Below are 22,632 nucleotides of genomic sequence, written 5' to 3'. Positions count from 1 at the left end.
CGATCCTCAGTCGAAGCCCAGGAAGCCGGGCATGGAGGAGATCGGCGGCGCCTTGGCCAGCGCCGCGATGTCCGGCACCGGGCGGGTCAGCGCGACATCGCCGGCCACCGCCGCCTCGATCGCCGCGGCCGCCCGCAGCACCAGCGCGTCGCCCCCGCGCGGCCCGACGATCTGCAGGCCGAAGGGCATGCCCTTCGCGTCGCGCCCCATCGGGATAGAGATGGCAGGGTGGCCCGTCAGCGTGACGATGTAGGCCATGGCGAGCCAGTGGAAGTAGGTGCGCGTCCTCTGTCCGTCGATCTCGGCGGGGAACAGCTCGGACCACGGCCGCGGCGAGATGGTGATCGCCGGCGTGATGATCAGATCCGTCCCCGCCGCGAAGAAGGCCTGCCAGCGCTGGTACATCTGCGTCTGCAGCACGCCCGCGCGCGCGACATCGGCCAAGGAATAGCCGAGCCCTTCCGCCACATTGGCGCAGACATTGGGGCCGACCATGTCCGGCGTATCCTGCACCTTTTTCGCGTGCGCCGCGACGAAGTTCAGGGCGCGCAGCACCTCGAAGGCCTCATCGGCGCCGCTGCAATCGGGCGTGGTGTTCTCGATGCCGGCAAACAGCGGTTCAAGCGCCGCGACGCGCGTACGGAATGCCTCGCGCACCGTCCTCTCGACGAGGGAGATGCCGAAATCCTCCGTCGCAGCGACGCGAAGCGAGGAAAGATCCATTGGCGTCAGCGGCGTCCAGCGCGCGGCATCTCCGCGCACCGACTCACCGGGAAGCGTGTAGGCCAGCGGGTCCCGTGCGTCGTCCGAGACCATGGCCGAGAGCAGCAGCGCCGCATCTGGCACGTTGCGCGCCATCGGGCCGAGGACGGAGAGATTCTGCCAGCCCAGCAGCTTCCGCTCTGTCGCCACCAGCCCCGGGCTGGGGCGGAACCCGACGATGCCGTTGAAAGCAGCCGGGTTCCGCAGCGACCCGCCCGTATCCGAGCCCGAGCAGATCGGGAACATCCCGGCCGCCAGCGCCGCGCCCGAACCGCCCGAGGACCCCGCCGCCGAGCGCGTGGGATCATGCGGATTGCCCGTCGCGCCGTACACCGCGTTGCGCGTGTTGGCGCCCGCGCCGAATTCTGGCGTGTTGGTCTTGCCGGTGATGACGGCGCCCGCCGCGCGGATGCGCGCAACGGAGCCGAGATCCGCCGTCGGCACGTTGTCCTTGAAGAGAGGACTGCCGAAGCTGGTCACCAGCCCCTCCGTCTCTTCCAGGTCCTTGATGCCGATCGGCAGGCCGTGCAGGGCGCCGAGTTCGTCGCCCCGCATCACCGCCGCCTCCGCCGCACGGGCGGTGTCGCGGGCGCGTTCGTCAAGCGCGACCACGGCGTTGATCGCGGGGTTCACGGCCGCGATCCGCGCGAGGCAGGAGTCCAGAAGCTCCACTGGGGAGAGCTTCCGGATTCCGATCAGCCGACGGGCTTCGATGGCGGTGAGGTCGCAAGGCTCGGTCATCGGCAATCCCAGTCGGCTGATCGGAGGTGTGGCGTGCGAGGGGCTCAGTAGCCCATCGCGCAGCCATCCTTGCGCGGATCGGACCCGCCGATCAGCACCCCGCGCTCACGGTCGATCAGGATGGCCTGGCCGCCGCCATGCGGCTTCTTGATCAGCTTCGGCTGGTGGCCGAGCGCCGCCAGCTTCGCCTTCACGTCCTCCGGCAGCCCGGTCTCGATCTCCACATCGCGGTGGTTCGCGCCGACGCTGGGGAACACGCGGGTGAGGTCCAGCGCCTCCTGCACGTCCAGCCCGTACTGGAAGTGGTTGGTGAGGAACCAGCTCTGCCCCATCGGCTGGAAGTGCCCGCCCATCACGCCATAGGGCATGATCGCCTGGCCGTTCTTCATCACCATGCCCGGGATGATCGTGTGCATCGGGCGCTTGCGCGGCGCTATGCAGTTCGGGTGGCCTTCCTGCAAGCGGAAACCGAAGCCGCGGTTCTGCAGCATCACGCCCGAGCCCTCGGCCAGGATGCCGGAGCCGAAGCCCTCAAACAGGGAGTTGATGAAGGAGCAGGCGTTGCCGTCCTTGTCGACGACGGTCAGGTAAACCGTGTCCTTGTGCTTCTGCCAGTCCACCTCGCCGGCAGGCGGCAGCTCCACCATCGCTTGGTCGTCGCGGATCATGCCTCGCAGCTTGGTCAGGTAGTCGTCCGAGAGCAGCTTCTCGACCGGCACCTCGACCTGCGCGGGATCGGCCAGGAAGGCGTCGCGGTCACGATAGACCAGCCGCGCGGCCTCCAGGTGGCGGTGCATGCGCGTCGCGTCGAGCGGACCGGCCGGCTCGGGGAAGCCCTCGAGAATGCCGAGCAGCATCAGCACCAGAAGGCCGGAGCCGTTCGGCGGGCACTGGAACACCTCCATGTCCCGCCACTTGCGGGAGATCGGGTCCACGAAGTTCGCCGAGGTCATTCCCTCCGCGAAGTCCTCCTCCGTGTGGGTGCCGCCGGCCGCCCGCAGGGTGGCGACCATGTCGGCCGCGATGGGGCCCGTGTAGAAGGCGCGCGCGCCGTCCTTGCCGATGGCGCGGAGCGTCTTGCCCAGCTCCGGCTGGACGAAGCGATCACCGAAGGCGAAGGCCTTGCCGTCCTTCAGGAAGCGCCGCGCCGTCTGCGGCTGCTTGGAAAGCTTGCCGACGCTGTCCTCCCAATCCGCGGACACGCGGGAGGAGACGGCGAAGCCCTCCTCGGCGTAGCGGATGGCGGGCTGCAGGATCTGATCCAGGCCGAGCTTGCCATGGGTCTTGTTCAGCAGCTCCCAGGCCGAGATGGAGCCGGGGATGGTCACGGAGTGGGCCGAGGTGTTGACCATGGCGGTCAGCCCCGCGGCGCGAAGCGCCTCTGGCGTCGCGCCGGCCGGCGCCTTGCCCGAGCCGTTGATGGCCACCACCCCACCGGAGGCCGGGGCGTAGAGGCAGAAGCAGTCGCCGCCGATGCCGGTCGATTGCGGCTCGACCACGCCGAGCACCGCGCAGGCCGCGATAGCCGCGTCCATGGCGTTGCCGCCGGCGCGCAGGATGTCGAGGGCGGCGAGGGTCGCCACCGGCATGGAGGTGGCCGCCATTCCGTTGAGGGCCATGGCCGGGCTGCGCCCGGGAAGGTGAAGGTCACGCATCAGATGGAACAAAGCCCCCCGTCGATAAGCAGGCTCGCCCCTGTGATGCCGGCCGCGGCCGGGGAGGCGAGGAAGATGATCGCGCCCATCACGTCCTCGACGGTCAGGATGCGCCCGAGTGGGATACGCCGGGATTCACGGGCGCGAAAGGCGGGATCAGCGAGGATTCCCTCGGTCAGCGGCGTTTCCACGAAGCCGGGGCAGATGGCGTTCACCCGGATGCCATGGGTGGCCAACTCCACCGCCCAAGCCTTGGTGAAGCCTTCCAACGCGTGCTTTGTGGCCGTGTAGACGCTGCGGTTCATCCCCGCGATGTGCCCGTTCACCGAGGAGACATTGACGATCGCGCCCCCCTGCCCGGCCGCGATCATCCCGCGTGCCACCGCCTGGGCCACGGTGAAAGCGGCGCGGGTGTTCAGGTCCAGCAGGGCGTCCAGGGATCCGTCTTGCACCTCCATGAAGGGCTCGCGGATATTCGTACCGGCATTGTTCACGAGGATGTGGAAGGGCGCCTCGGCGGCGATGGCCGCGCGGGTGGCCGCACGGTCAGTTACGTCCAGCGCCAAGGCTTGAGCGGCCAGCCCGGCCTTGGTCAGGGCCTCGGCGGTTTCCAGCAGCTCCGGCAGGCGGCGGGCGGCGAGCACCACCTCGGCCCCCGCCCCGGCTAGCGCCACCGCCGCGGCCCGGCCGATGCCGCCGGAGGCACCGGTGACCAGGGCGCGCCGGCCATCAAGACGGAAGGAGGGGGTGTTCGGCAGCGGGATCATGGCGGGAAGCGTGGAAGCGTCGTCCCCGCCTGGCAAGCGCTCCCTCCCCGCCCGAAGAGGTGCAGCAGACGCCGCGCCATCTTTCACGTCCGGGCGCCCTCCGCTATGGGCCGGGGATGGATGTCGCTGCCCCTGCTACGATCGAGGAGTTCGACCGGATCGAGATCCGCGCGGGCACCGTCGTCTTGGCCGAGCCCTTCCCAGAGGCGCGGAAGCCGGCGATCAAGCTCACCATCGATTTCGGCGAGGGCATCGGCCTCCGCCGCTCCTCCGCCCAGGTCACCGTGCACTACGCGCCCGAGACGCTGATCGGCCGGCAGGTGATGGCGGTGGTGAACCTCGCGCCCCGGCGGATCGCGGGGTACGTCAGCGAGGTGCTGGTGCTGGGCGTGCCGGACGAGTCCGGCGCGGTCGTGCTGCTGCGCCCGGACCAACAGGTGCCGAACGGCGCCCGGATGTACTGAGAGAGAACCCCATGGCCCCGCGCTACTACACCGTTACCTGGGACCAGTTGCACCGGGATGCCAAGGCGCTGGCCTGGCGTTTGGTGGGCAAGGGCCCCGTTGCCGGCCGCTTCAAGGGCATCGTCGCCATCACCCGCGGCGGGCTGATCCCGGCCGCCATCGTGGCGCGGGAACTGGACTGCCGGCTGATCGAGAGCGTCTCCGTCATCACCTATGATGAGGAGCGCATCGGCGAGCCACGCGTCGCCAAGTCGCCCGACGCGGCCGGGGACGGCACGGGCTGGCTGGTGCTGGACGACCTAGTGGACACTGGCACCACCGCGCGGATCGTGCGCGGCATGCTGCCGGGCGCCCATTTCGCAACGATCTACGCCAAGCCGGCCGGCAGGCCGCTGGTGGACAGCTTCGTCACCGAGGTGAGCCAGGACACCTGGATCCTTTTCCCCTGGGACACCGAGCCCCAGTTCGTCGCGCCAATAGCCAGGACCGCCGGCGCGGGCGGCGGCTGAGGAGCAACTGGCCAGACGAGGCGCTGGCGCAACGATCCGTTGCGCCGCAAGGTTCGCGCCGCGAATCGGGCTTGCCGGTCCCCTGGCTATGCACGGGGGTCAGCGGCCCGGATGGGCGCCGGCGGGGGCCGGCCGAAGGGGAACTTCTACCATGAACACCACGCCACGGCCCTTTGCCGCCCTCCTGGACAGCCCGGTCTTCGGTGTCCTCATGCGCGTCGTCGTCACCTTCCCATTCTGGGCCAGCGGACTGGCGAAGCTGTTGGATTTCGGCGGTGCGCAGGCGGAGATGGGGATGTTCGGTCTGCACCCGACCGCGCCCTTCGCCGTTGCCGTGATCCTCACCCAGCTCATCGGCTCGGCACTGGTCATCCATGGGCGCCATGCCTGGCTTGGCGCCGGGGTGCTGGCAGTCTTTACCCTGCTGACCATCCCGCTGGTCCACGCCTTCTGGGCGAAGTCCGGACCCGAGGCGATCGGTGCCATGCATGTCGCGGTTGAACATCTCGGCCTGTGCGGCGGCCTCGCCCTCGCCGCTATCCAGGCTCATTGGGCGCGCCTGCGGCGATGAGCGGCGCGGCGGTTCAGCGAATCGCCGCCTTCTCGGACGGCGCGCTGGGCGGCAACCCGGCCGGGGTCGTGATCGCGGAGCGGCTTCCGGAGGCCGAGGCCATGCAGGCGCTCGCTGCCAGGATCGGCTATTCCGAAACAGCTTTCGCCGCTCCTGAGGGCAATAAATGGCGCGTGCGCTACTTCGCGCCGGCGATCGAGGTGCCCTTCTGCGGCCATGCCACCATCGCACTCGGCGCCGCGCTGGCCCTGCGAAACGGCGACGGGGTCTATGCCCTGCAACTGAATGGGGGGGCGATCACGGTGGAGGGCTGGCGCGAAGCAGGCGGGCTCCGCGCCGCGCTGCAATCGCCGCCGACGCGCAGTGCACCGGCCGATCCGGAGCTGGTGGCTGAGACCCTGGCCCTTTTCGGCCTCCCGGCCGAGGCGCTCGACGCGCGCATCCCGCCCGCCATCGCCGAGGCGGGGGCGCGCCACCTGATCCTGGCCCTGCGGCACCGGGGCGATCTGGCCGCGATGCGCTACGACCTCGAGATGGGGCGCCGGCTGATGAGCGCGCCCGGCCTCGTCACCATCGCCCTCGTCCATGCCGCCGAGCCCGGGCGCTTCCACGCCCGCAACGCCTTTGCCGCGGGCGGCGTGTTGGAGGACCCGGCGACGGGAGCCGCGGCCGCGGCCCTTGGCGGCCTTCTGCGCGATCTCGGCTGGCCACATGGCGGCAGGATCGAGATCCATCAGGGCGACGAGATGGGTGCTCCGTCCCGCCTTCACGCCGAGATCTCACCGGGCCAAGGGGAGTCCATCCGTGTGTCCGGACAGGCACGGATCATGGAGCCGGCGGAGGGCTGACCCGCCGACGGGTGGCCGTGCGAGATCAGGACGACGTCGATCGGCGGCATGTCGTCGAAGGTAATGCCGGGCGGGTTGGACCGGCGCGGGCCGGTGAAGGAAACCGGGCTGGCGCGGTCTGACCAGACGGGATCGATCATGATGCTGAGGGCAGTGCCTTGCAGCGTGATCGCATGGCCGACGAAGCTGATGCGCCGCGACCGGTCCTGAATGCTCTGGGCCGGACGGTCCTGCGGAAAGGGGCTTAGACGGTGCCCGGCCAGCTCTCGGCATTTCCGGTCAAGCGGCAGTGCGCGGCCTTGAGGAAGCTCCTCGGGCCCGTCCCGCCCGGATTGAAGAAGCGCACACCGTCGTAGTGGACAGTGACAGGTCTGTCATGGCCAGACGGCACCGCCGCCGACGCAACCGCCGATTCAGGGTAGCGATCCCAGGACGGGAACACCGCCGAGCCAACCCGCGAGGCGCTGCCAGGTTAGCCTTTGGGCAGGGCCGGCCTTCATCTCGTACACGCAGGGTCCTCGGGGACGGCAGCCAGCAAGCAAACGGTGCCGGCGATCGGCGCAGGAGCGCTAAACCGCCACCGTCTCGTCCTTCGAGGCCAGCACCTTGTCCACGCGCCGGCCGTCCATATCCACGATCTCAAATCGCCAGCCACCGAATACGATTCGGTCGCCCTCCTTCGGGACCCGGCGCAGCAAGGCGAGCATCAGCCCGGCGACGGTGTGGTAGGTGCCCGGGTCCGGCAGCACGGGCAAATCCAGCCGGGCGCGCAGCTCATCGCTGGGCATCATGCCGTCCAGCAGCAGGCTGCCATCATGCCGCTCGACGGCGGTGCCGCCGGCCGTGGTCTCAATATCCGGCACGCCCAGCTCCCCCACGATGGCTTCCAGCAGGTCGGAAGCGGTGACCACCCCCTCGAAGGAGCCGTACTCGTCCATGACAAGCGCCAGGCCCAGCGGGTCCTGGCGAATGCGCTCCAGCGCGTCCAGCGCCGAGAGATTGTCCGGCAGCACCATCGGCCGACGCAGGGCGCCCGCGACCGAGAGCGGCTGGCCGGAGAGGACCTGATCCAGCAGGTCCTTCGCGGCCACCACGCCCACTACGTTGTCCACCCGGCCATCGGCCACGATGAAGCGGTTGACCGTCTCGCCCTTCAGCTTCTCGGACACCTCGTCTGGCGTCGCGTTGCGGTCCAGCCATGCGATCTCGGGACGGGGCGTCATCAGGGCGCGGACAGGCTTGTCGGCGAGGCGGAGGACGCGCTCGATCATGTGGCGCTCCTCAGTCTCCAGCGCGCCGGCCTCGGCACCCTCCGCCACCACCGCCTTCACCTCCTCTTCCGTCACGGACTGCTCGACGGCATCAGCTGCCCCCACCAGCCGGAGCACGAGCGAGGATGAACTCGACAGCAACCAGACCACCGGCGCTGAGATGCGGGACAGGGAAAGCATCGGCCGGGCGACGAGCACGGCCAGCCGCTCCGGGTTTCGGAGCGCGATCTGCTTGGGCACCAGCTCGCCCAGGATGAGCGACAGGTAGGTAATCAGCACCACCACCGCGATCAGCGCCGCCTCGGTTCCGTAAGGTGCGACTCCGGGTATCCTGTCCAGCACCGGCCCGAGCGTGGCCGAGAGCCGCGCGCCGCCGAAGGTGCCGGCGACCACGCCGATCAGGGTGATCCCGACCTGGACTGTTGGAAGGAAGCGCTGCGGGTCGTCCACCAGGGCGAGGGCTGCGCGCGCACCGGCCGAGCCGCCCTTTTCCATCGCCGAGAGCCGGGACCGCCGGGAGGAGACGATGGCCAGCTCGCTGCCGCTGAAAATTCCGTTCAGCAGCACCAGCAGGATGATGATGCCGATCTCGAAGAGGGCGGACATGGTCTGGGGAGGGTTCCTTCGTGTGTCCCGGCCGCAGCATAGCGCGGAGGGCGGCTCGCGCCTAAGCGACGCCAGTTACCTGGCGAGGAGCGGGACTGCCGCGTGGTAGAACGCTGCGCTCCCCGTTCTTGCTGCGCCGCAATGTTGCCCAGATTGGGCCGGAACCACGCCGCAGCCAGGGGGTTGAGTGCGACGGAGCGCGGATGCCCCCTCGACCCTTTCTGCCCGGATCGGCCGGGCGGTGGCGGGAGGCGCCCGCGCCGGAGCCCTCACCGCGATGAACGCGCAAGCCCCGCGCCCCTTCCGCAACCCCGAAACCTACCTGTCGCAGCCGCGCCAGGGGCTTGCGGGCCGCCATGCCGTCACCCTGGTGGTGCTGGCGCTGGTCGCGCTCGCCCATCTCGGCGCTTGGTGGGCGCTGAACCGCCCGGTCGCCATGCCGGACTTTCGCGGGCAGGTGAACGGCCTGGCCTTCGCCCCTTATCAGCGCGGCCAAAGCGCCGAGGGCACGAACTGGCCGACGCCCGAGCAGATCGAGGGTGACCTGCGACGAATCGCGCCGATGACCCGCCATATCCGCACCTACGCGGCCCATGGCGGGATCGAGCGCATCCCCGAAATCGCCTGGAACACCGGGCTGGACCTGAAGATCACCCTCGGCTCCTGGCTAGACCGCCGGCTGGACCGGAACGCGGCCGAGCTGCGGCGCCTGGTGCAGGTGGCGCGCGAGAGCCGCAATGTCGAGCGCGTGCTGGTCGGCAACGAGGCCGTGCTGCGCGGCGACGTCACCCCGGCGCAGATGGTCGGCTATATCGAGCAGGTCCGCCGCCAGGTGCGCCAGCCTGTCTCCACCGCCGAGCCCTGGCATGTGTGGATGGACCATCCCGAGCTGGGCAACGCGGTGGACTACATCACCATCCACCTTCTCCCCTACTGGGAGGGGCTGCCGGTGGACGACGCGCTGCGCTTCATCATGGAGAAGATGGAGGCCGTGCAGGCCCGCTTCCCCGGCAAGAAGGTCGTGATCGGCGAGGTGGGCTGGCCGTCCGACGGCGTGGCGCAGGGCGCCGCCCGCGCCTCCCGCGTCAACCAGGCGCTGTTCATGCGCAGCTTCTTCAACATCGCGGAGCAGCGCGGCCTCGACTACTTCGTGATGGAAGCCTTCGACCAGCCCTGGAAAACCTCCTTCGAGGGCCGTGCGGCCGGCCATTGGGGTATGTACGACCTGGACCGCCACCAGAAGTGGTCGCTCACCGGTGCCGTGCAGGAAACGCCGGGCTGGTTCGGCTGGGCGCTGGGCGCAAGCCTCCTCTCGGCGCTGGCGACCTTCTTCTTCCTGGCCCGTCGGCCAGACATCCGCTGGCCCGGCAAGCTGATGCTGGCGGCGCTGTCCCAGGGCTTCGTGGCGCTGGGCACCCTCGTCGTGTTGGCGATGAGTGAGACCTACATGTCCACCACCGCGGGCGTGGTCTGGTCCGTGCTCGTGGCCGGTCAGGTCCTGTTGCTCGCCCTACTGCTGTCGGATGGCTTCGAACTCTCGGAGACGCTCTTCGGCCGGGTGAGCAAGCGCCGCTGGCCGGCCCTGCCCGCGCCGGACGGTGCGGCGCTGCCGAAGGTCTCCATTCACCTGCCCATCTGCAACGAGCCGCCGCAGATGGTGCGCGAGACGCTCGATGCGCTGGCCGAGTTGGATTACCCGGATTTCGAGGTGCTGGTGGTGGACAACAACACCACCGATCCCGCGCTGTGGGAGCCGGTGGCTGAGCATTGCGCCCGCCTGGGTGCGCGCTTCCGCTTCTTCCACCTCGGCAAGTGGCCGGGCTTCAAGGGCGGCGCGCTGAACTTCGCCCTGCGCGAGACGGCGCCGGATGCCCAGATCGTCGGCGTGATCGACAGCGACTACATCGTGCGGCCGGACTGGCTGCGCCGCATGGCGCCCTTCTTCGACCGGCCGGAGGTGGGCTTCACCCAGTCGCCGCAGGATTACCGCGACGGCCAGGGCGGCCTCTTCAAGCGGCTGATGTTCTGGGAGTATGCGGGCTTCTTCAAGGCCGGCATGGTCACGCGCAACGAGCGCAACGCCATCATCCAGCACGGCACCATGACGCTGATCCGCCGCTCCGCGCTGGAGGGCGCCGGCGGCTGGGCCGAGTGGTGCATCTGCGAGGACAGCGAGCTCGGCCTGAAGCTGATGCGCCAGGGCTGGGAGGCCGTGTACTGCCCGGACTCCATGGGCCGGGGTGTGATGCCGGACGACTTTTCGGCATACCGGAAGCAGCGCCATCGCTGGGCCTTCGGCGCCGTGCAGATCGTGAAGGCGCATTGGAAGGCACTGCTGAACCCCTTCGACCGCAGCCTTACCCAGGGCCAGCGCTTCCACTTCGTCATGGGCTGGATGCCCTGGCTGGGCGACGCGCTGGGGCTGGCCTTCGTCATCGGCGGGCTGGTCTGGTCGGTCGGCCTCGTACTCATTCCGCTCACGCGCATCCACCCGGAAATCGATCTGTTCGGGATGACAGTCGCGACCGAGGGGCTGCGCACGGCGCTGGTTTCTATCGGCCTGTCGGACGAGTTCCCGATCACGCTGTTCATGATCCCGAGCCTGGGGCTGTTCACCTTCAAGCTGGCCCAGATCTGGCTGCTCTACCGTGCCCGCGTCGCCTGTGGCCCGTGGGACCGGCTGGGTGCGGCGCTCGGCGGGCTCGCGCTGACCCACACCATCGGCAAAGCGGTGTGGCAGGGCTTCTTCAAGCGCCGGGCGCATTTCGCCCGCACGCCGAAGATGGAGAACGCGCCCGCCCTGGTGCAGGGGCTGCTGACGGCACGGCAGGAGGGGATGGTGATGCTCCTCCTCTGGCTCGCCGCCGCCGGCATAACCCTCGCGCATCGCGGCGGCACCTGGGAGGCGATCCTGTGGAGCGTGATCCTGCTCGTGCAGTCCATCCCGTATCTAGCGGCGGTGTCGATGGCTTTGATCGCGGCAATGCCGGCACGGAAGCCGCTCGCGCTGCCGGGCGCAGTACCGGCGCAGTCCGCCGCAGGCCAAGCGGTGGCACGGAGCGAGGTGCAATAAAGCGCGTTACGCAGTGTGCGGCCCGCGGGGGAGACCCTGCGGGCCGTTCTGCATTTGGGGGTTTGCGCAGCAGCAGAAGTGAACTTCGTTAACGCGGATTGAAGATGCGCGGGAACGGCGTCGGGCGTTAAGGCTTCGCTTACCTTCCTATGGAGCGACTAGCGTGGCCGACATCCTTTCCCTCACCCGCAGCCCACAGGACCGGCTGCAATCCGCGCTCCGGCTTCTCGCCCTGGCGCAGGACGAGCAGCGCACGGCGCTCAACGCCTTCCGCGAGAGCCTCTACGAGCTGCGCGACAGCACTTCCTGCCTTCAGGCCAGCGTGCATGGCTGGCAGCGCCAGGTCAGCGAGACCGGGCGCGAGCTGAGCACCGCGCGGCAAGCCGTCGCCACCCTGCAGAAGACCGCCGCGCGCCTCTGAACCTTGTCGCCCGGATCACAATGGCCGGACATGGGTAGCCGAGCGCACCACTGCCGGCAAGAAGCCGCAGGCCTCATAGAAGCCCCAGGATGGGGCCGGGGCGCGCACCCGAAGCATGCGGATGTCATGCGCCCGCGCCACCGCAACCGCAGCCTCCACCAGTTCCCGCCCGATGCCGTGGCCACGACAGGGCGGTGCCACATAGAGCCGCCGCAGCCGCGCGACCTGGCTCTCCTCCGAATAGGGATCGGCGCTGAGGCCGAGGATTCCCGCCAGAACACCCGACTCACGCGCGCAGAACAGCGCCTCGGCCGGGCCCTCGAAGCGAAGGGCACCGCTGATCCAGTCCTCCTCAAGCACACGCAGCATCTTCCAGCCCTCGCCCAGCGCAGCATCCCGCAGCGCCGCAAAGCCGGATGGCAGGGCGCTGACCTGGGAGACGCGCACGACCATTGGCCGGCCTATGGCCCGCGATGGACGATGTGGAGCTTGTTGCCCTCCGGATCGCGCATATAGGCGCCGTAGTAATCCGGGGCGTAGCGGGTGCGCAGCCCCGGGGCGCCCTCATCCGTGCCGCCACAGGCCAGGGCCGAGGCATGGGCGCGGTCCACCGCCGCGCGGCTCGGCGCAAGGAACGCCACCATGCACCCGTTGCCGGGTGTGGCAGGCTCGCCGTCGAAGGGCTCCTGTACGTCGAAGGTGGGGTGGCGGTCACCGGGCCGGCGATAGCTGATGCCGCGTGGACCGGCCTCCGAATCTGGCCCGCGTTCCAGCCCGAGCGGCAGCAACACGGCGTCATAGAAGCGCGCCATGGCATCCAGGTCCCGCGCGCCTACCATCACGTGGCTGAACATCGGCCCTACCTCGTCACCTCCTTAGCACCGGGCCGCAACCGCAACCCCGGGCGCAGGTTGCGGAAGGGCAGCACTGCCGGATCCGCCACCACCGGCCCGGGCGCCGCCACAACAAGCACACGCTCCGCGATCGGCTGGAAGTCCGCCCGGAAATGCACAGAGGACTTCACCGCAACGATCTTCTCCTGCGCCGGTTCCACGCCGAGATGGCGGAACAGGGCTAGGTCGTAAGCCTGCATCTTCCGGCTGGTCACGATCACCCGCACGCCGCCGATGGCGATCAGCGCGGAGGGGCCAAGATCGGCCGGGTTGCCGCCGGCCATCGCGCCCGTGCAGGTGAAGCGCCCGTTGGAGAGGCGGAGCACGCGCGCCGTGATGTCCAGCGGTACGCCGTCGCTCTTGCCGCCAAGCTTGAGGGACAGGGTCGAGCCCTCCCCCGCCTTGTGGCAGGCCGTGGCGCTCTCGGCATCGTTGATGGAGCCGAGCACGGCGTTGCGCGTGCCCTGCCGCACCAGCTCGGCCAGGAGACCCGTGGTATCGCCATGGCCGCCGCCGCCCGGATTGTCCTGCGTGTCGGCCAAAACCACCGGCCGGGATCCGCCGGCCTTCATCGCCTCGGCAACCGCGCGGTCGGAGGGCAGGATCTCGCCGGCGAAGTCGCGCTCGCGCCGGTTGAGGAGAGCGAGAAACTCGTTGGCCGCCGCGTCGGCGGAATCCTGATCGGCACCATAGGCGGCGATGGCCATGCCGCAGCCCGGAAAATCGGCATAAGGAAAACCGAAGCAGAAGGCGAGCTCGGACAGGTTGTGGCGCGTCGCGATGCGCTCGCGCTCCGCATAGACCTCGCTCATCGGCGCCACCAGCGTGCATTGGCTGGTGATGGGCAGCCAGAAGTTCACCTGGCGGTAGGCGCTCGCGAAGGGCTTGCCGCGGCGGATGCGCTCCACCAACAGGCGCAGTGCGCGGGCGCCGGCCTGCTTCATGTCCACATGCGGATAGGTGCGGAAGGGTGAGAGCGCGTCGGTGCGATCCACCATTTCGGCCGTCAGGTTGGCATGGGGATCGAGGCTGCAGGTGATGGGGATGTCCGGGCCCGCGAGCGCGCGGACGCGGCGCAGCAACTCGCCCTCCGCGTCCGGGAACATCTCCGCCACCATGGCGCCGTGCAGGTCGAGATAGATGCCGTCCAGCGGACCTTCCCGCAGTGCGTCGCAGAGGTCGGAGACGATCCAGGCAGCCATGCGCTCGAAGGCCTCGGCCGTCACGGGGCCGGCCGGGTTCGCGAAGGCCCAGGACAGGGGCGCGAGGCGAATGCCGGCGCGCTCGGCGGCATCGATCATGCCCGCTGCCGGAACGCCCGTGCCGCGCAGGCCGTCCAGCAGGGTGGCGGGGCGTTGGGGAACCGGCCAGCCGCCCGCCTCGGCAAAGTCACGCCAGCCCGTGGGCCGGGGCGCGAAGGAGTGGCTTTCGTGCAGGAAACCGCCGACGGCGATGCGCATGCTCAGGCCCCTTTGATGCCGGCGGTGGCCACCACCGCGTCGGCCAGGACGAGCATCCCCGCCTCGGCCCATTCCGGGGTGATGCTCTCCGCCTCGTTGTGGCTGATCCCGCCATGGCAGGGGCTGAACACCATCACCGTGGGAACCTTGCGCGCGACATAGACGGCATCGTGCCCGATCCCGGTCGGCATGTCCCGCCCACGAATGCCGCGCGCGGCCGCCGCGTCCCGCAGCCGTTGGGCAAGGCCCGGGTCGAACGGCGTCTGGGGGAAGGCCCAGAAGGGCGTCACCTCGACGTTCACGCCGCGCTCCCTGGCCAGGGTCTCGGATTGTGCCCGCAGCGCCGTGGCCATCGCCTCCAGCGCGGCCTCGTCGCCATGCCGAAGGTCCACGCTGAAGCGCGCGATGGAGGGGACGACGTTGCGGCTGGAGGGCTCGACCGCGACGCGGCCAACTGTGGCGCGACCGTCGCCACCCGAGCCGAGCGCAATCCCTTCAAGCGCATGGATCAGGATGGCGGCGGCGACCAGCGCGTCGCGCCGGTGTGCCATCGTGCCGCCGGCATGGGATTCCACACCGGTCACGGTCACGTCGAACCACTGCTGGGCCAGGGCGTGGGTGACGATCCCCACGTCCAGCCCTTCCCGCTCCAGCACCGGCCCCTGCTCAATATGCAGCTCGAAATAGGCCTCGAGATCAGTCAGCGCCGAAGGGTCGCCCTCTCCCTTCCAGCCAATCGCCTCCAGCGCGTCGCCGAAGCGGATGCCGTCGGGGTCACGCGTGTCCAGGATCTGGGCTTCGGTGAAAGCGCCCATAGCCGCGCCGCTGCCCATCATCGGGGGCGAGAAGCGCGCGCCTTCCTCGTTCGTCCAGTTGATGAGAAGGATCGGTGCTTCGGTCTCCGCTCCGGCCTCATGCAGGGCGCGCATCACCTCAAGCCCGGCCAGCACGCCCAGCACGCCGTCGAATTTGCCGCCCGTGGGCTGGGTGTCCAGATGGCTGCCGATGGCGACCGGCTTGCGCGAGGGATCGCGCCCCGGGCGCAGCAGCGCCATGTTGCCCAGACGGTCGGTGGTAAGGGTGAGGCCGATGTCCGCCCCCCAACGAGCCAACAGCGCCCGCCCCTCGGCATCGAGCGGCGTGAGGGTCTGGCGATTGCAACCACCCTTCGGCGTGGCGCCGATCCGGGCCATCTCCATCAACGAGTCCCACAGACGGGCCCCCGAGAAGGGGATGTTGGTCATGCCGCCTTCTCCACCCCGCACCACTCGGCCATGAGCAGGGCGATGCTGCGGGTGATGTCGTGCATGGAGGAGAGGCCGACGCTCTCGTCGATACCATGGATCTCCTGCGCATCCGGCCCGAAGCAGGCGACCGGCGTGTCCTGGTACAGGGTGAAGAAGCGACCATCCGTCAGGCCCGTCGCGGGATAGTCGCGCAGCGTGCCACCCGAGGCCTCGGCGAAGCTGCGGCGAGCGAGCTGGCAAATCTCGCTCTCCATGTCGAAGGCGCAGGGGTCGGCCATGAAGCCCTTGAACTCGAGCTTCACCTGCGTGCCGCGCAGCGCGGGATCGCCGGCGGCCTCGGCGACGATCCGCTCGATATCCGCCTTGGTCTGGGCTGCGGTGTAGCCGAGCATGACGCCCACTCGCAGCCCGATCCGCGCGCGCGTGGGGACGGAGGAGTTCCACTCACCACCCTCGACCGTACCGAGATTGACGTTCACGGGATGATTCACGCCCCGAAAGGCCGCGTGGATGTTCTCGGCGCGGTTCCGCTGGTTCTCGTAATCCTTGAAGCGGGAGGCGACATGCATCGCCGCCTCAATGGCGTTGATGCCGGCGTGCATGTCGCGCACATGCGTCGGGCGCCCGGTGACGGTCACCCAGGCCCAGACAACGCCGACCTCGGCCGAGTACATCGCGGCAAAGCCCGGCCCCGGCTCAGGGATCACCACCGCATCGGTGCGTGGCATGGCCAGCATGGTGGCGAGCGCGCCGTTGCCGCTGCACTCCTCCTCGATCACCGCCTGCATCTGCACCGCGGCCGCGGGCTGCAGCCCGGCCAGGCGCAACGCCTGGAAAGCGGTGAGGTAGGAGACGATCCCCGCCTTCATGTCGCCGGCCCCGCGCCCGTACATGCGGCCATTCCGCACTGCGGGCTCGTAGGGAGGCGTGATCCAAAGATCGGCCGCGCCCTCCGGCACCACGTCCACATGGCCCTGCACCGCAAGGCTGCGGCCCTTGGTCTCACGTGGGGTATGGATGGCGGCGACATTGTCGCGCCCGGCATAGGAGATGAGCGGCGGCGAGAAGCCGGGATGGCCGCGAAGCGCCTCCGGGTCTGTAGGAATACGGCGGGGAGCGAGGCCGAGCGCTTCGTAATTCGCCGCCATCAGTTCCAGCGCCCCCGCCTCTCGCCCCAGGGTGGACTCGCAGCGTACGAGTGCGGCGAGGCGCTCGACCGCCTCCCCCTCCAGCGCCGTCACTGCATCGAGGATCGCGCGCCGGGCGCCGGGGTCGAGAGAGGGCATCGAACATCCTGAGCAGAGAAAGACGTCCCGCAGGCTACTCGCTCCGCGCCTGCTGTCGAGGCGTCGGAGGCCATTCGGCCTCCGTGGACAAGGGTGCGACCCGCCCATAGGGTCCCTGCCCATGCAGGCATTCGACCACCCGTTGGAATCGGCCCATGCGCCGCAGTTCTTCCTCATGCGCGGCGTGCTGCGCCCAAACTTCGAGGTGCCGGCCCGCGCCGCCGCGCTTCGGGATGGGCTGAAGAGGCTGGGGATAACGGCTGAGACCCCTGCCCTACCAGACCGCACCGCGCTGGAAGGCGTCCACTCCCCGGACTACCTGGACTGGCTGCGCGACGGGCCCGGCGAATGGGCGGGCGCGCCGGGTGCGGGGCCAGAGATCGTGGCCAACATCCACCCCTCGCCTGAGATGCTGGCCCAGGGTGCCCGCCCCTCGAGCCGGGCCGTCGGCAAGGCCGGCTGGTACTCGGCCGACACGGCATGCCCCATCGGGCCCGGCACCTGGCAGGCCGCTCAGGCAGCCGCTGGCTGTGCGCTGGCCGCAGCAGCCGTGGCCGCCCGTGGCGGCACGGGTTACGCGCTTTGCCGCCCGCCGGGCCACCACGCCTATGCCGCGCGTGCGGGCGGCCACTGCTACGTCAACAACGCCGCCCTCGCCGCCCAGGCGCTGCGGGATGCCGGCGCCGATCGAGTGGCGGTGCTGGACATCGACAGCCACCATGGGAATGGCACGCAGGGCATCTTCTGGTCACGTCCCGACGTGCTGACAGTCTCCATCCACGCCGACCCGGACTCCTATTACCCCTGGTTCGTGGGCCATGCTGCGGAAACGGGCGCGGGCGACGGTGCCGGGTTCAACCTGAACCTGCCGCAGCCCATGGGCACGGGCGACACCGCCTGGCTGGAGGCCGTGGCGGCCGGTATTGCCCGGATCCGTGCCTTCGGCCCCGATGCGCTGGTCCTCTCTCTTGGCTTCGATGCATCGGAGCACGAGCCGCTTGCCGCGCTGCGCGTGACGGAGGACGGCTTCGCGCGTGCCAGCACAGCCGTCACGGCTCTCAGGCTCCCCACCGCCATTATCCAGGAGGGCGGCTACAATGTGGAGGTGATCGGCGCCCTTCTCGCCCGCTTCCTGGGAGAGTGGCAGGGGTGAGCCTGGCCCGCGTCACCACCTTTTCCTTCCAGGGCGTCGAGGCGGTTCCGGTCGAGGTGCAGGTGCAGCTCGCCGCTGGCCTGCCCGCCTTCACGGTCGTCGGCCTGCCGAACAAGGCGGTCGGCGAGAGCCGGGAACGCGTGCGCGCGGTGCTCTCCGCCCTCGGCCTTTCGCTGCCGCCAAAGCGCATCCTGGTGAACCTGGCGCCGGCCGATCTGCCGAAGGAAGGCAGCCATTTCGACCTGCCCATCGCGCTCGGCCTGCTGGCTGCGATGGGCGTGGTGCCGGCCGACGAGCTGGCGCATTTCGCCGCGCTGGGAGAGCTTGCACTGGATGGCACGATACAGCCCGTGGCCGGCGTGCTGCTTGCGGCACTGGCCTGCGGAGAGCGGGAATTGGGCCTGGTCTGCCCTTCTGCCCAGGGCGCCGAGGCAAGCTGGGCCGGCGCGACCGAAGCCGTCGCCGCGCCTGACCTCCGCGCACTGATCGCCCATTTCCAAGGCCGCCAGACTCTTACGCCCCCTAGCCCGGCCGCGCCCCTCGCCACCGAAGCTCGCGGCCCCTGCCTCTCCGAGGTGCGCGGCCAGGAAAGCGCCAAACGGGCGCTGGAGATTGCGGCGGCGGGATCGCACCACCTGCTGATGATCGGTCCTCCTGGATCAGGCAAATCCATGCTGGCCGCGCGTTTGCCGGGGCTGCTGCCCGACCTCTCGCCGATGGAGGCGCTGGAGGCGAGTCTCGTCCGCTCCGTGTCCGGCGGCTTGGAGGGTGGCAGGATTAGCGCCCGCCCGCCCTTCCGCGAGCCCCACCACTCAGCATCCCAGGCCGCGCTGACGGGCGGCGGGCCAAGGGCGCGGCCAGGTGAGGTCAGCCTCGCCCATCGCGGCGTGCTGTTCCTGGACGAGCTGCCGGAGTTCCCGCGCCCGGCCCTGGAAGCCCTTCGCCAGCCGCTTGAGACCGGGCGCGTGACGGTCAGCCGCGCCAATGCTCATGTGACCTATCCCGCGCGCGTCCAGCTCGTCGCCGCCATGAATCCTTGCCGCTGTGGCCACCTTGGCGATGCCGCGCGCGAGTGCGGGACTGCGCCGCGCTGTGGCGAGACCTATCAGGCCAAGCTGTCCGGCCCGTTGCTCGATCGCATCGACCTGACCATCGAGGTCCAGCCCATTCCGCCACGCGAGCTCGCCCGGGCTCCTTCGGGCGAGACGAGCGCCGTCGTCGCGGAGCGCGTTGCCACCGCGCGGGCGATGCAGCGCGAGCGGTATGATGGGCTGGGTATCGCCCTGAACTCGGAAGCACCCGTGGAAGCCATCCGTCTCGGCTTCTCGCCCGAGGCGCTTGCCCTGGCCGAGACCGCGGCGGAGCGGCTGGGTCTCTCCAGCCGCGGCTTCACCCGAACGCTTCGGGTGGCGCGCAGCATCGCGGATCTCGCGGGCGAGATGGCCGTATCCCGCCCGCATGTCGCGGAGGCACTGGCCTTCCGCTTGCGAAAGCCATCGGCCGGGTGAGCAATCAGGCCGGGATCGGCCTGGTGTCGTCGATCACGCGCCCATCATTGGGAAGGCTGCCGGGCGGCACCAGCGCAACCTCACCCCGCAACCGCGTTACCGCGTGCAGCGCCGCCGCCAGCCGCTCGCGCAACGGCGCCTCATCCGGCGCCTCCGCGCGCAGTTCCATCCGGTCACGTCCCCCGTCCTCGGACACGACCAGCCGCAGGCGCCCGAGCCCTGGGCACTGCCGCGCCACCTCCGCCACCATTTCCGGCCGCACGAAAAGGCCGCGCACCTTCGCTGCCTGATCGGCGCGACCCATCCAGCCGCGGATGCGTGCGTTGGTGCGACCGCAAGGGCTGCTGCCCGGCATGAAAGCCGAGAGATCGCCGGTTGCGAAACGGATCAGCGGATAGGCCTCGTCGAAGACGGTCACGACCACCTCGCCAACCTCACCCGGGGGTACGGGATCTCCGGTACCGGGCCGCACGATCTCGACGATCACCTCCTCATCGAGGATCAGCCCTTCCCGCGCCTCGCTCTCATAGGCGATCACGCCGCATTCGGCCGTAGCGTAGGACTGGAGCACGATGAGCCCGCGATCGGCATAGAACTGGCGAAGCGAGGGAAGATAGGCGCCGCCCGAGACATGCCCGAGACGCAACGCAGACACATCCAGGCTCAGCTCATCCGCACGTTCGAGAATTGTTTTCAGGAAATCCGGCGTGCCCGCATAGGCGCGCGGATGCAGATGCGCCATGGCGCGCGCCTGGGCTTCGGTGTTGCCGGTGCCGGCTGGGATCACCGGGCAACCGAGCGCGCGCGCACCGCCCTCCAGCATGAAGCCGGCCGGGGTGAAGTGGTAGGCAAAGCAGTTCTGCATCACGTCGCCGGCGCGCAGCCCAGTGGCGTGCAGAGCGCGAGCGAAACGGAAGGTATCCACCCCCTGCCCTTGCGGCTCATGGATCGGGCCGGGCGAAACGAAGATGCGCGCCAGTGCCCCGACCGGTACGCCATTCAGCCCACCGAAGGGAGGCTCCGCGGCCTGTGCGGCAATCAAATCGGATTTCCGCGTGACCGGAAGGCGGGCCAGCGCCGCGCGTGTGCTGATCTCCGAAGGCGCGACGCTTCCCATCACACGCGCCGCGTGGGTGGAACCTGCGGCGGCGCGCGAGAGGAAATCGGGTAGCCGTGCCGTCAGCGAGGCCTCGCGCTCCTCGGGGTCACGCGTCTCCAGCGTGTCGAAGAAGCCGCTCAAAGCCAGCGCTTCCGGCGCTTGTAGGATTTAAGGCCGCGGAACGACTTCCGCTCGGCGCCATGCCCGCCGAGGTAGAACTCCTTCACGTCCTCATTCGCCGCGAGAGATTCTGCCGTGCCGTCCAGCACAACCTTTCCCTGCTCCATCACATATCCATAGTCGGCGACAGACAGTGCCATGCGCGCATTCTGCTCCACCAGCAGGATGGTCACGCCAAGCTCCGCGTTGATACGCCGGATGATTCCGAACACCTCTTTCACCAGGAGGGGCGACAGACCCATAGAGGGCTCGTCCATCAGGATCAGCTTCGGCCGTGCCATCAGCGCGCGCCCGATGGCCAGCATCTGCTGCTCGCCGCCGGAGAGATAGCCGGCCAGCCCCGTCCGTTCCTTCAGTCGCGGGAAGAAGGAATAGACCATATCGATATCCTGCTTCACCTCGCCGTCCCGGCGCGTGAAGGCGCCGAGGCGCAGGTTCTCCAGGCAGGTCATGTCGGAGACGATCCGCCGCCCCTCCATCACCTGAAAAATTCCGCGCCGGACGATCTCATGCGGGTCGATGCCGTCGATCCGCTCGCCGGCGAAGCGCACCTCCCCGCGCGTCACCTCGCCCTCCTCGGTTTTCAGCAGCCCGCTAATCGCCTTGAGCGTGGTGGACTTCCCGGCGCCATTGGCCCCGAGAAGCGCCACGATCTTGCCCTGCGGCACCGCCAGGGACAGGCCGCGCAGCACCAGGATGACGTCGCTGTAGACGACCTCGATATTGGCCACCTCCAGCAGCGGCGGTGCGACGGGCGCCGCCGCGATGGGTGCGGGGTGCTGCACGGCGTCCAGCATCACCAGCCGAGCAGCTCGCGCTTGCGCTCAAGCTCCACGGTCGTCACCGGCTCCAGCCGCATGGTCCCGGCGCGCATGAGATCTCCGACCGAGCCCTGGGAGGTGTCGCCGCTCACCACAGCGCGGTAGATCGCCACGCGCATCGTCCCGCGGTGGTCCTCATTGGTGAAGGTGGACGGCGTGCAAACGCCCTCGAAGCCCTTCGGCACCCAATTCGTCCGCTCGTAGAAGCCGCGCTGGATGCGCTCGCCTGTCACCTGGCCACCATTCGCGGCCGCCGTGTCCATTGCCTCGACCATCAGCATCGCGGCGCAGGCGCCGGCAAGGTAGTGCACGGGGCGATACGCCGTGCCGGCGGGGTCGGAAATGCGGCTGATCGCGCGGATCGTCTCCATGCCCGGCGCGTCCTGGCCCGTCACCACCTGCGTGCGCACGGGGAAGACCACGCCGTTGGCGGCCGCGCCCGCGGCCTTCATGGCGTTCTCGTCCATGCCCCAGACATTGCCCATGAACTGAACCTGCACGCCCGCCGTCTGGCAGGCCCGCAGCACGGAGATGTTGGAGCCCGCCGTGTTGCCCAGATAGGCGTAGTTGGCTCCCTGCTGCTTCAGCGTCAGGCACTGGGCGGTATAGTCGCCGGGGGTGAGAGCGAACTGGATCGCCGGCAGCACATCGAAGCCGAGTTCCCGCGCCATCGCCTCGCCCGCTTCCTTCGGCGAGTTCGGATAGGGGTGGTTGCCGCCCATATGGACGTATTTCGGCCGGCCCGGCTGACCGCGCGCCTTCCAGTCATCTGCCGCCCAGCGCAACATCCCGCGAAGCGCATCCGAATAGGATGGGCCAAAGAAGAAGTTGTAGGGCGAAGCTTCCACGCCCTGGCGGCCGGACTTGCCGCCGGCATCGGTCAGCGCGGCGGAATAGGAACCGGAGATGAAGGGAATGCGGTCGCGGTTCACAAAGCGGACCAGGGCCTCGGTATCAGCTGTGCCCCAGCCCTGGATGGCCACCACGCGCTCGCGCCCCGTCCAGCTCTGGTACTGCGACACCGCGCGAGGGGCCTGATAGCCATAGTCGAAGCCCAGCACGTTCATCTGACGACCAGCGACGCCCTGGCGCGTCTGATTTACCCAGGCAAGCGTATCCGCCACGCCCTGCCCATAGGGCACGCCCACGTCGGAGGTGGCTCCCGAATTGTCCATCAGGTGCCCGACCGGGATGCGCTGCTGCGCGATGGCGGGTGCCGCGAGCGCGACCGTGGCTGCCAGTGCCAGTACTGCCTTCATCGTCCGTCTTTCCTCAATCGGCCGCTGTTGCGCGGCTC

The 22,632-nt window shown here is 69.4% G+C and carries 21 protein-coding genes; 9 read left to right on the top strand and 12 right to left on the bottom strand.

Features of this window, described 5'->3' with window-relative positions; genetic code table 11:
• Nucleotides 1-6: 6 nt before the first annotated feature.
• The 3 genes from ACVBD7_RS06965 to ACVBD7_RS06955 are packed head-to-tail and all read right to left on the bottom strand — an operon-like array spanning nt 7 to nt 3,961.
• A complete protein-coding gene (locus tag ACVBD7_RS06965; protein WP_458096768.1) occupies nt 7-1,503 on the bottom strand; it encodes an amidase in 1,497 nt (498 codons plus the stop codon).
• Nucleotides 1,504-1,547: 44 nt separating this feature from the next.
• Nucleotides 1,548-3,158 (bottom strand): gamma-glutamyltransferase, encoded by a 1,611-nt coding sequence (ggt, locus tag ACVBD7_RS06960; RefSeq protein ID WP_458096767.1) that lies wholly within the window; start codon nt 3,156-3,158, stop codon nt 1,548-1,550.
• Nucleotides 3,158-3,961, bottom strand: a complete 804-nt coding sequence (locus tag ACVBD7_RS06955; protein ID WP_458096766.1) for an SDR family NAD(P)-dependent oxidoreductase — start codon at nt 3,959-3,961, stop codon at nt 3,158-3,160. Before ACVBD7_RS06955 ends, ggt begins: the two co-directional genes overlap by 1 nt.
• An 80-nt stretch (nt 3,962-4,041) precedes the next feature.
• Between ACVBD7_RS06955 and ACVBD7_RS06950 the strand changes: the two genes are divergently transcribed.
• From ACVBD7_RS06950 to ACVBD7_RS06930, 5 genes are all read left to right on the top strand, one after another.
• Nucleotides 4,042-4,389: a tRNA-binding protein gene (locus ACVBD7_RS06950; RefSeq protein WP_458096765.1), complete on the top strand. Its 348-nt coding sequence runs from the start codon at nt 4,042-4,044 to the stop codon at nt 4,387-4,389.
• 11 nt (nt 4,390-4,400) lie between these two features.
• Nucleotides 4,401-4,898: a xanthine phosphoribosyltransferase gene (gene gpt, locus ACVBD7_RS06945; protein WP_458096764.1), complete on the top strand. Its 498-nt coding sequence runs from the start codon at nt 4,401-4,403 to the stop codon at nt 4,896-4,898.
• 151 nt (nt 4,899-5,049) lie between these two features.
• Complete coding sequence (locus ACVBD7_RS06940; RefSeq protein WP_458096763.1) at nt 5,050-5,469, top strand: DoxX family protein; 420 nt, start codon at nt 5,050-5,052, stop codon at nt 5,467-5,469.
• A complete protein-coding gene (locus ACVBD7_RS06935) occupies nt 5,466-6,317 on the top strand; it encodes a PhzF family phenazine biosynthesis protein (RefSeq protein WP_458096762.1) in 852 nt (283 codons plus the stop codon). The genes ACVBD7_RS06940 and ACVBD7_RS06935 overlap by 4 nt, the downstream gene beginning before the upstream one ends.
• 48 nt (nt 6,318-6,365) lie before the next feature.
• Nucleotides 6,366-6,527, top strand: coding sequence for a hypothetical protein (locus ACVBD7_RS06930; protein ID WP_458096761.1), 162 nt, complete (start codon nt 6,366-6,368; stop codon nt 6,525-6,527).
• A gap of 359 nt (nt 6,528-6,886) precedes the next feature.
• Here the strand turns inward: ACVBD7_RS06930 and ACVBD7_RS06925 are convergent, their stop codons facing one another.
• Nucleotides 6,887-8,194 carry a hemolysin family protein gene (locus ACVBD7_RS06925; protein WP_458096760.1) on the bottom strand — a complete coding sequence of 436 codons (1,308 nt, stop codon included), beginning with the start codon at nt 8,192-8,194 and terminating at the stop codon, nt 6,887-6,889.
• Between the two features lie 277 nt (nt 8,195-8,471).
• On the opposite strand from ACVBD7_RS06925, the gene ACVBD7_RS06920 reads away from it, so the two are divergent.
• The gene (locus ACVBD7_RS06920; RefSeq protein ID WP_458096759.1) at nt 8,472-11,267 is read left to right on the top strand and encodes a glycosyltransferase; all 2,796 of its coding nucleotides are present in this window, start codon (nt 8,472-8,474) and stop codon (nt 11,265-11,267) included.
• A gap of 163 nt (nt 11,268-11,430) precedes the next feature.
• Entirely contained in the window at nt 11,431-11,688 is a 258-nt protein-coding gene (locus ACVBD7_RS06915) for a hypothetical protein (RefSeq protein ID WP_458096758.1), read from the top strand.
• 15 nt (nt 11,689-11,703) lie between these two features.
• Here ACVBD7_RS06915 and ACVBD7_RS06910 read toward each other — a convergent pair whose 3' ends face one another.
• Genes ACVBD7_RS06910 through ACVBD7_RS06890 form a run of 5 tightly spaced genes read right to left on the bottom strand, consistent with a single transcriptional unit; the run spans nt 11,704 to nt 16,574 of the window.
• Nucleotides 11,704-12,141, bottom strand: coding sequence for a GNAT family N-acetyltransferase (locus ACVBD7_RS06910; protein ID WP_458096757.1), 438 nt, complete (start codon nt 12,139-12,141; stop codon nt 11,704-11,706).
• 8 nt (nt 12,142-12,149) lie between these two features.
• On the bottom strand, nt 12,150-12,542 hold the full coding sequence (locus tag ACVBD7_RS06905; protein WP_458096756.1) for a VOC family protein: 393 nt from the start codon (nt 12,540-12,542) through the stop codon (nt 12,150-12,152).
• Between the two features lie 5 nt (nt 12,543-12,547).
• The gene (locus tag ACVBD7_RS06900; RefSeq protein WP_458096755.1) at nt 12,548-14,041 is read right to left on the bottom strand and encodes a M81 family metallopeptidase; all 1,494 of its coding nucleotides are present in this window, start codon (nt 14,039-14,041) and stop codon (nt 12,548-12,550) included.
• Between the two features lie 2 nt (nt 14,042-14,043).
• The gene (locus ACVBD7_RS06895) at nt 14,044-15,285 is read right to left on the bottom strand and encodes an allantoate amidohydrolase (protein WP_458096754.1); all 1,242 of its coding nucleotides are present in this window, start codon (nt 15,283-15,285) and stop codon (nt 14,044-14,046) included.
• Nucleotides 15,282-16,574, bottom strand: a complete 1,293-nt coding sequence (locus tag ACVBD7_RS06890; protein WP_458096753.1) for an ArgE/DapE family deacylase — start codon at nt 16,572-16,574, stop codon at nt 15,282-15,284. The genes ACVBD7_RS06895 and ACVBD7_RS06890 overlap by 4 nt, the downstream gene beginning before the upstream one ends.
• Before the next feature lie 121 nt (nt 16,575-16,695).
• Here ACVBD7_RS06890 and ACVBD7_RS06885 point away from each other — a divergent pair, with 121 nt between their 5' ends.
• Together ACVBD7_RS06885 and ACVBD7_RS06880 are read left to right on the top strand one after the other, a co-directional pair.
• Entirely contained in the window at nt 16,696-17,727 is a 1,032-nt protein-coding gene (locus ACVBD7_RS06885; RefSeq protein WP_458096752.1) for a histone deacetylase family protein, read from the top strand.
• Entirely contained in the window at nt 17,724-19,235 is a 1,512-nt protein-coding gene (locus tag ACVBD7_RS06880) for a YifB family Mg chelatase-like AAA ATPase (RefSeq protein WP_458096751.1), read from the top strand. Before ACVBD7_RS06885 ends, ACVBD7_RS06880 begins: the two co-directional genes overlap by 4 nt.
• Before the next feature lie 4 nt (nt 19,236-19,239).
• Here the strand turns inward: ACVBD7_RS06880 and ACVBD7_RS06875 are convergent, their stop codons facing one another.
• From ACVBD7_RS06875 to ACVBD7_RS06865, 3 genes are read right to left on the bottom strand one after another with little or no spacing between them, the layout of a single operon-like run.
• Complete coding sequence (locus tag ACVBD7_RS06875; RefSeq protein ID WP_458096750.1) at nt 19,240-20,475, bottom strand: phenylacetate--CoA ligase family protein; 1,236 nt, start codon at nt 20,473-20,475, stop codon at nt 19,240-19,242.
• On the bottom strand, nt 20,472-21,311 hold the full coding sequence (locus tag ACVBD7_RS06870; protein ID WP_458097653.1) for an ABC transporter ATP-binding protein: 840 nt from the start codon (nt 21,309-21,311) through the stop codon (nt 20,472-20,474). The genes ACVBD7_RS06875 and ACVBD7_RS06870 overlap by 4 nt, the downstream gene beginning before the upstream one ends.
• Entirely contained in the window at nt 21,311-22,594 is a 1,284-nt protein-coding gene (locus tag ACVBD7_RS06865) for an ABC transporter substrate-binding protein (protein ID WP_458096749.1), read from the bottom strand. Before ACVBD7_RS06865 ends, ACVBD7_RS06870 begins: the two co-directional genes overlap by 1 nt.
• Nucleotides 22,595-22,632 lie beyond the last annotated feature (38 nt).

The sequence above is a fragment of the Roseomonas sp. WA12 genome (assembly GCF_054165765.1).
Note: the sequence above shows the minus strand (reverse complement) of the source record. Positions and strands in the feature narration are given on the sequence as shown.

Bases quoted from the DNA above. Each gene is read 5' to 3' on its own strand.
- ACVBD7_RS06965 (WP_458096768.1), bottom strand. From the start codon at position 1,503: ATGACCGAGCCTTGCGACCTCACCGCCATCGAAGCCCGTCGGCTGATC.
- ggt (WP_458096767.1), bottom strand. From the start codon at position 3,158: ATGCGTGACCTTCACCTTCCCGGGCGCAGCCCGGCCATGGCCCTCAAC.
- ACVBD7_RS06950 (WP_458096765.1), top strand. From the start codon at position 4,042: ATGGATGTCGCTGCCCCTGCTACGATCGAGGAGTTCGACCGGATCGAG.
- gpt (WP_458096764.1), top strand. From the start codon at position 4,401: ATGGCCCCGCGCTACTACACCGTTACCTGGGACCAGTTGCACCGGGAT.
- ACVBD7_RS06940 (WP_458096763.1), top strand. From the start codon at position 5,050: ATGAACACCACGCCACGGCCCTTTGCCGCCCTCCTGGACAGCCCGGTC.
- ACVBD7_RS06935 (WP_458096762.1), top strand. From the start codon at position 5,466: ATGAGCGGCGCGGCGGTTCAGCGAATCGCCGCCTTCTCGGACGGCGCG.
- ACVBD7_RS06930 (WP_458096761.1), top strand. From the start codon at position 6,366: ATGTCGTCGAAGGTAATGCCGGGCGGGTTGGACCGGCGCGGGCCGGTG.
- ACVBD7_RS06925 (WP_458096760.1), bottom strand. From the start codon at position 8,194: ATGTCCGCCCTCTTCGAGATCGGCATCATCATCCTGCTGGTGCTGCTG.
- ACVBD7_RS06920 (WP_458096759.1), top strand. From the start codon at position 8,472: ATGAACGCGCAAGCCCCGCGCCCCTTCCGCAACCCCGAAACCTACCTG.
- ACVBD7_RS06910 (WP_458096757.1), bottom strand. From the start codon at position 12,141: ATGGTCGTGCGCGTCTCCCAGGTCAGCGCCCTGCCATCCGGCTTTGCG.
- ACVBD7_RS06905 (WP_458096756.1), bottom strand. From the start codon at position 12,542: ATGTTCAGCCACGTGATGGTAGGCGCGCGGGACCTGGATGCCATGGCG.
- ACVBD7_RS06900 (WP_458096755.1), bottom strand. From the start codon at position 14,041: ATGCGCATCGCCGTCGGCGGTTTCCTGCACGAAAGCCACTCCTTCGCG.
- ACVBD7_RS06895 (WP_458096754.1), bottom strand. From the start codon at position 15,285: ATGACCAACATCCCCTTCTCGGGGGCCCGTCTGTGGGACTCGTTGATG.
- ACVBD7_RS06890 (WP_458096753.1), bottom strand. From the start codon at position 16,574: ATGCCCTCTCTCGACCCCGGCGCCCGGCGCGCGATCCTCGATGCAGTG.
- ACVBD7_RS06885 (WP_458096752.1), top strand. From the start codon at position 16,696: ATGCAGGCATTCGACCACCCGTTGGAATCGGCCCATGCGCCGCAGTTC.
- ACVBD7_RS06870 (WP_458097653.1), bottom strand. From the start codon at position 21,311: ATGCTGGACGCCGTGCAGCACCCCGCACCCATCGCGGCGGCGCCCGTC.
- ACVBD7_RS06865 (WP_458096749.1), bottom strand. From the start codon at position 22,594: ATGAAGGCAGTACTGGCACTGGCAGCCACGGTCGCGCTCGCGGCACCC.